The organism is Azoarcus sp. Soil_N_20 (genome assembly GCF_057656155.1).
Genome location: NZ_JBDGKX010000018.1, coordinates 73,371 through 79,930 on the forward strand (window position 1 = coordinate 73,371; position 6,560 = coordinate 79,930).

Genomic DNA, 6,560 nt, shown 5'->3' on the forward strand with positions numbered 1-6,560 from the left:
CCCTCTCTAAGGGTACGTGAAAGAGTTCGAATTGCAAGAAAAGTTTCTTGCGAGTATTTCTACAAGCGATTGATTTTTATAATTAAATTGTGCGCTGCGGCAAATTTTTGATCCACGTGAAAAGCATTGTCCGCCCGGGGCTTGGCCGCTTGATCTGCATCACTGCCTTAACAGAATCGCACAAGCTTTTGAACTAAAACCGTTTCAGGAACTCCCGATGCTCGATATCCAGATGCTTCGCAACCAGCTCGACGTGGTGACCGCCCGCTTGGCCGCCCGCGGCCTGCAGCTCGACACCGTCACCTTCCTCGCGCTCGAGGAAGAGCGCAAACAGCTTCAGACCCGGACCCAGGACCTTCAGGCCCGGCGCAACAGCTTGTCGAAGCAGATCGGCATGCTCAAGGGCAAGGGCGAGGATGCCTCTGCCGTAATGGCCGAGGTGGGGTTGCTGGGCGACGAACTCAAAGCTTGCGAGCAGGCCTTGCCGGTGGTGCTGGAGCGGATGAATGCGTTCCTTGCAGGCCTGCCCAACCTGCCGCAGGAGAGTGTGCCGGTGGGCGAGGACGAGTCGGCCAATGTCGAGGTGCGGCGATGGGGTACGCCGTCGTGCTTCGATTTCGAGATCAGGGATCATGTCGACGTGGGGGCAGCGCTCGGTCTCGATTTCGATACCGGCGCCAGGCTGTCAGGTTCCCGCTTCACCTTCATGCGCGGCCAGGTCGCTCGCCTGCATCGTGCGCTCGCCCAGTTCATGCTCGACACCCAGACTACCGAGCACGGCTATACCGAGTGCTACACACCCTACATCGTCAACCGCGAGGTGCTGGTCGGTACCGGGCAGTTACCCAAGTTCAAGGAGGACATGTTCTGGGTGCTGCGCGGCGGCGACGAGGGGGGCGCCGAACAGTATCTGATCTCCACCTCCGAGATCTCGCTGACCAACAGCGTGCGCGAGCAGGTTCTGGCATTCGATGCGTTGCCGATCAAGCTCACGGCGCACAGTCCCTGCTTCCGCTCGGAAGCGGGTAGCGGCGGTCGTGACATTCGCGGCCTGATTCGCCAGCATCAGTTCGACAAGGTCGAAATGGTACAGATCGTGGCACCCGAGCACAGCGATGCAGCGCTCGAGGAAATGGTCGGCCATGCCGAGGCCATCCTGCAAAAGCTCGAACTGCCCTACCGGGTAATCACGCTGTGCACCGGTGACATGGGATTCTCGGCCGCGCGCACCTATGACCTCGAGGTCTGGCTGCCGGCGCAGAACACCTACCGTGAGATTTCCAGCTGCTCCAACTGCGAGGCATTCCAGGCTCGCCGCATGCAGGCCCGATTCAAGAATGCGCAGGGTAAGAACGAACTGGTGCACACGCTCAACGGTTCGGGCCTCGCGGTGGGACGGACCCTGGTCGCGGTGCTGGAAAACTACCAGTGTGCCGACGGTTCGGTGGTGGTGCCCAGCGTGCTGCGGCCGTATATGGGCGGCATCGAGGTGCTGCGGCCGGGCCTCTGAGCCGCGTGCTTTGCCCGGCCGATCGGGGCGGAATCCGGGCGGGGTCAGTCCTGCCGGCTCAGGCGCAGCTGCGGCGAGCCGGGCAGGGGTGGGCGCACCGATTCGATGCGGCTCAGGATCTCGTAATAGTTCCGGATGTTCTCGGTCATGATCAGGGCCTCGCCGCCGCGTGCCGGGCCAGCCTTGAGCCGTGCCGCGTACTCCTGGCGCGACATCAGCGGCAGCACCGCCTTGATGTCCCACCACGAAGTCTCATCCTTGCCCAGACGGCGTGCGATGGCGCGTGCGCCATTGAAGTGACCCATGCCGAGGTTGTAGGCCGCAGTGGCCATCCACAGCCGGTCCGGATCGGGGATGTCGCCGGGTAACTGGCCTTCCAGCATCGACATATAGCGGGCGCCGCCGAGGATGCTCTGACGTGCATCCAGGCGGTCGCCGACACCGAGACGGTCTGCCGTTTCGGCGGTGAGCATCATCATGCCCCTCACCCCGGTCCTGGATGTCGCGCCCGGATCCCAGTGCGACTCCTGGTAGGCGAGGGCGGCGAGATAGCGCCAGTCGATGCCCGTCTTTGCCTCGGCCTCCTTGAAATGGCCCAGGAAGCGGGGCAGACGGTCCTGGACGCGGGCGAGAAAGGTGCTGATATCCTGCTCGTCGAGCCTGCGGACATGACCGAAATATCGGTCCGCAATACGCGCGATCAGTCCCGCTGAATGTGCGTTCTCGAGGAACTCGGCCACCTGCTGCCCGAGTCCGCCGTCATGCTCCAGTGGCAATGCCCAGGCGATATGACTCTTGACCGGCAGATCATAGGCAAGCGTCAGGATGGGTGACACCTGAGCCGCGAGCGCGTAGTGCACGCGGTCGGTCGCTACCAGATCCAGCTTGCCCTCGGCGATCTTGGCAAGCAGCGCCTGATCGCCCGTGCTCGCACTATAGTGGGCGGTCAGGGTCGGAACACGTTTGCGGATCCGTTCGATCGCCTCTGCCGCGAGCGTTCCCCGGCGCACACTGACCGTTCGCTCTGCCAGATCCGACTCGCGCGCGATCTGTGGGCGGTCGGCGTGACCGGCGAGTACAAAATCGACCTCGCGCAGCGGTGCCGACCACTTCAGCGGAACGCGCTCGTTGCGTGCGAGGCCTGCTGCGGCAAGATGTGCTTGGCCGTTCAGCACGGCATTGATCGCCCGTACCGAATTCGGATACACCACGAAGCGCACCGGCACCCCGAGCGCGTCACCCAGCCGGATCAACAGATCATGCTCGAAGCCGGAGGTGGTGCCGTCCTCATCCTGGCGGTAGGAGATCGCATCCACTCGGGTCGCCACCCGAAGCTCGCCCAGTGCCTTGTAGTCCTCAAGGCGGCCGGGCTTCTGGGGGGCACAGGCAGCAAGGAGCAGGCTGGCGAGGATGAGGAGGAGCAGGCGCAAGGCGAGGGTCCGCAGATCAGGGTCGCCGGATTCTGCACGTACGCGTCCCGATCTGCAATCGGCCGCCGGGCGATGCTGCAATGCGCCAGGACAGTTTGATCAAGGTCATGACTCCGCGTGCTTGAGGCTTGTATATTAGTGATTAATTAACTTCAAACGGAAATCGCATGTCCAAGTCCTTTGTCCGGATCACCGCCGACGTTTCCCGCGCCCTCGAATCCATGCGCACCGAAGTGCCCGAGACCATGCAGGGATTCGGTGCCATGGCAAAATCCGCCATGAAGGCCGGCGCCCTGTCGGCACTCGACAAAGAGCTGATTGCCCTCGCCATCGGTGTCACTTCGCGTTGCGATGCCTGTGTCGGGTTCCACGTGAAGGCGCTCATCCGGTTGGGGGTGACGCGTGAGCAACTGATGGAAACGCTGGCGATCTGCACTTACATGGGGGGCGGCCCCGCGTTGATGTACGCAGCGGAAGCGGTCCGCGCATTTGAAGAAATGTCGCCGAAACGCGAAATCGTCGGCATGTAGCTATACTTTTTTTCCAGATGCTCTACAATGCCGGGCTTCGAGCGGAGAGGTGGCAGAGTGGTCGAATGTACCTGACTCGAAATCAGGCGTAGGTGCGAGCCTACCGTGGGTTCGAATCCCACCCTCTCCGCCAGTGATCAAGCACAACGGGCCCTTCGGGGCCCGTTGTGCTTTTCGCCGTCGACCGTGCCTTCCGGACAGGTCCTGATCACAGTGGGCCACGATAGGTCGCGAACGGATCGACTTCGACCATGGCGTAAGCATGCCGGGGTTCGGTACGCCGGTGCTCGGCCATGTGCGTTCAGTCGGCCCCGGATGCCTCGCCCAGTTCCGGAAACAGCACGTCGGTAAAGCCGAAGCGGCGGAGGTCACGCATCCGCATCGGATACAGGATGCCGATCAGGTGGTCGCATTCGTGCTGCACGACGCGCGCGTGGAAGCCATCGACACTGCGATCGATCGGCTTGCCCTCGGGGTCGAAGCCCTGGTAGCGGATGCGCCGGTAACGCGGCACCACGCCGCGCAGGCCGGGTACCGACAGGCAGCCTTCCCAGTCATCGTCCTCGTCCTTGGTGAGCGGGGTGATGACCGGGTTGATCAGGATGGTTTGCGGCACAGGGGGGGCGTCGGGGTAGCGTTCATTGTGTTCGAAGCCGAAGATGACCACCTGCAGTCCGATCCCGATCTGCGGTGCGGCCAGACCGACGCCGCCGGCGGCGGCCATGGTGTCGAACATGTCGGCGATCAGGCTCGCAATCGCGGGCGCGCCGAACGCGGTGACCGGCGCGGCAGGCTGCAGCAGCCGGGGGTCGCCCATTTTGAGAATGGTCTGGACGCTCATGAGGTGTTGGTCTCCGGAGGAAATGAGAGTGGGTGGTGCCTTGGGTCAGCGCAGGCGCAGGATGCGGATGGCACCCGACAGCACCAGCAGCCCGATCAGGGTGCCGATCACCCAGTCGGGCCAGGCCCGTCCGCTCCAGGCCACGAGCAGACCGGCGGTGATCACGCCGAGGTTCGCCAGCACGTCGTTGGCCGAGAAAATATAGCTCGCCCGCATGTGCGCGCCGCGGTCGCGATATCGTGAGATCAGCAGCAGGCAGGCGACGTTGGCGGCAAGCGCCAACAGTGCGATGCCGATCATGGCGATGTCTTCGGGCATCGAGCCGGTGAGTGCGCGGCGTGCGGTTTCGCCAAGCGCGCCCAGTGCAAGCAGCAACTGAAACAGGCCGGCAAGACGGGCCGCACCCAGCTTGTGGCGCGCACTCCGGCCGACCGCATAAAGTGCCACGCAATAGACGGCAGCGTCCGCAAACATATCCATTGCGTCCGCGATGAGACCGGCCGAGTGCGCCCACCAGCCGGCGCCGAGTTCGACGACAAACATCACCGCGTTGATCGCCAGCAGGGCCCACAACACCCGGGTTTCGCTGCCGTCGTCGCCGGCAGCGGCGGCTAACGGCGGTGTGTCGGCCAGGGGTTGCGTGCCGGTCAGTTCGGCGCCATAGCCCAGCGGTTTCAGGCATTCGAGGATGGCTGCGGCGTCGCCCGCGTGGTCGACAGTCAGCATGCGCCCGGGGAGGTCGAAACGCATGCCCGCGACCGGGCGGTCCGCGAGGCGCATGCGGATCATCTGCTCTTCCGAGGGGCAATCCATGCCGGGAATGCGGAACATGGAGCGCGTCGTGGCCGCAGCGGGTGAAGCGGTCGGCGGGTCCGTCGGGGCCGGGTTGCCGGCACCGCAGGTGCAGTCAGCTTGGCAGGACGAGGAAGCGGGCGAAGTCATGTCGGTTTGTACGTCGGTGATATTCGGTCGGAGCCATTCGGGCGCGGCATTGTTCCAGTAGCGGCGGGTCGTTACAGGGGCGGATTGCCGCCCGCGCTATAGCGCGCGGTTTCGGCCACCAGCCACAGGCGGAACTCGGTAAGGGCGATGCGCTCGGCCTTGTGCTCGGGCACGATCAGATAATAGGCGCGTTCGCTCGGGGCACTTTGCGGGCAGGGCATGATGAGCTGCCCGGCATCCAGCTCCTGCCTGATCAGGAAAGGCGGAATCAATGCTACCCCGAGCTCGTGGATGGCCGCCTGCGCGAGCATCGAGAACAACTCCAGGCGTGGGCCGCCCATGTCGTGTGGCACGCTCAGGCCGACCGATTCGAACCATTGGCGCCAGCCGTAGGGGCGGGTGCTCTGTTGCAGCAGGGGCAGGGTGGCGATCTGCTGCGGCGTCATTGTCGGCGAAACGCCTTTGAGCCGCGGCGAGCACACCGGCACCGGGTTCTCGCGCATCAGGAAATGCGCCTCGGTACCCGGCCAGCCCGCGTCGCCGAAATAGATCGCCGCATCGAACTCGGTCTCGTCGAACAGGAAGGGGCGGGTGCGGGTGGTGAGATTCACCGTGGTGTCCGGATGCGCGTCGATGAAGGTCGGCAGTCGCGGCAGCAGCCAGCGGGTGGCGAAGGTGGGTACCACCGCGAGCTCCAGCGTGGCACCACGCCCGTGGTGCGACATCACCGACAGCGTGTCGCGCTCCACCGCATCGAGGCGGGCGGCGATCTGGCGGCTGTAGCTCTCGCCCGCTTCGGTCAGGCGCACCCCGCGACGGGTGCGGCGGAACAGGCCGACACCGAGGAAGTCTTCCAGCGACGCAATCTGACGGCAGACCGCACTCTGGGTCAGTGCCAGTTCGTCGGCGGCGCGGGTGAAGCTCTGGTGTCGTGCAGCGGCGTCGAAAGCCAGCAAGGCTGCGGTGCTCGGGATCTTTCTGCGCATTCCGGGGTGTCCTTCGAGTGCTTGCCGCGGCAAGACGGTTCATTCTCGGAGTGAGAAAAGTGCACAGCTTACTTCGATTTTCTCGTTTGCTGCGAGCGCTGGCGCGGCCTAGTATCCGTCTTCATCGCAGCTCGCACGCCGCCGCAGGTGGCGAGCCTTTCCGCAACCGAGTACCGAGGAGAAATGCATGGCTTCCAACACAATCACCTTCGACTGGGCCGACCCCTTCCACCTCGACGGCCAGCTGACCGAGACCGAGCGCCTGGTGCGCGACGCGGCCCGTGCCTACAGTCAGGACCGGTTGCTGCCGCGGGTGCAGGA

The 6,560-nt window shown here is 64.3% G+C and carries 6 protein-coding genes, 1 tRNA gene and 1 pseudogene; 4 read left to right on the forward strand and 4 right to left on the reverse strand.

Features of this window, described 5'->3' with window-relative positions; translation table 11 throughout:
* The first annotated feature begins 217 nt into the window (after positions 1-217).
* On the forward strand, positions 218-1,510 hold the full coding sequence (gene serS / locus AC3A35_RS24450) for a serine--tRNA ligase (RefSeq protein WP_487439150.1): 1,293 nt from the start codon (positions 218-220) through the stop codon (positions 1,508-1,510).
* A gap of 44 nt (positions 1,511-1,554) precedes the next feature.
* Here the strand turns inward: serS and mltF are convergent, their stop codons facing one another.
* Complete coding sequence (gene mltF / locus AC3A35_RS24455) at positions 1,555-2,940, reverse strand: membrane-bound lytic murein transglycosylase MltF (protein ID WP_487439151.1); 1,386 nt, start codon at positions 2,938-2,940, stop codon at positions 1,555-1,557.
* Between the two features lie 167 nt (positions 2,941-3,107).
* On the opposite strand from mltF, the gene AC3A35_RS24460 reads away from it, so the two are divergent.
* Together AC3A35_RS24460 and AC3A35_RS24465 are read left to right on the forward strand one after the other, a co-directional pair.
* Positions 3,108-3,470, forward strand: coding sequence for a carboxymuconolactone decarboxylase family protein (locus tag AC3A35_RS24460; protein ID WP_487439152.1), 363 nt, complete (start codon positions 3,108-3,110; stop codon positions 3,468-3,470).
* A gap of 43 nt (positions 3,471-3,513) precedes the next feature.
* Positions 3,514-3,603, forward strand: a tRNA-Ser gene (locus AC3A35_RS24465).
* Between the two features lie 168 nt (positions 3,604-3,771).
* On the opposite strand, the gene def is transcribed toward AC3A35_RS24465, so the two are convergent.
* From def to AC3A35_RS24480, 3 genes are all read right to left on the reverse strand, one after another.
* Positions 3,772-4,311, reverse strand: a complete 540-nt coding sequence (gene def / locus AC3A35_RS24470; RefSeq protein WP_487439153.1) for a peptide deformylase — start codon at positions 4,309-4,311, stop codon at positions 3,772-3,774.
* 45 nt (positions 4,312-4,356) lie between these two features.
* Positions 4,357-5,142, reverse strand: coding sequence for a cation efflux transmembrane domain-containing protein (locus tag AC3A35_RS24475; RefSeq protein ID WP_487439154.1), 786 nt, complete (start codon positions 5,140-5,142; stop codon positions 4,357-4,359).
* Between the two features lie 182 nt (positions 5,143-5,324).
* Entirely contained in the window at positions 5,325-6,239 is a 915-nt protein-coding gene (locus AC3A35_RS24480) for a LysR family transcriptional regulator (protein ID WP_487439155.1), read from the reverse strand.
* A 187-nt stretch (positions 6,240-6,426) separates the two neighbouring features.
* Here AC3A35_RS24480 and AC3A35_RS24485 point away from each other — a divergent pair.
* A pseudogene (locus tag AC3A35_RS24485) lies at positions 6,427-6,560 on the forward strand (acyl-CoA dehydrogenase); the annotation flags it as partial.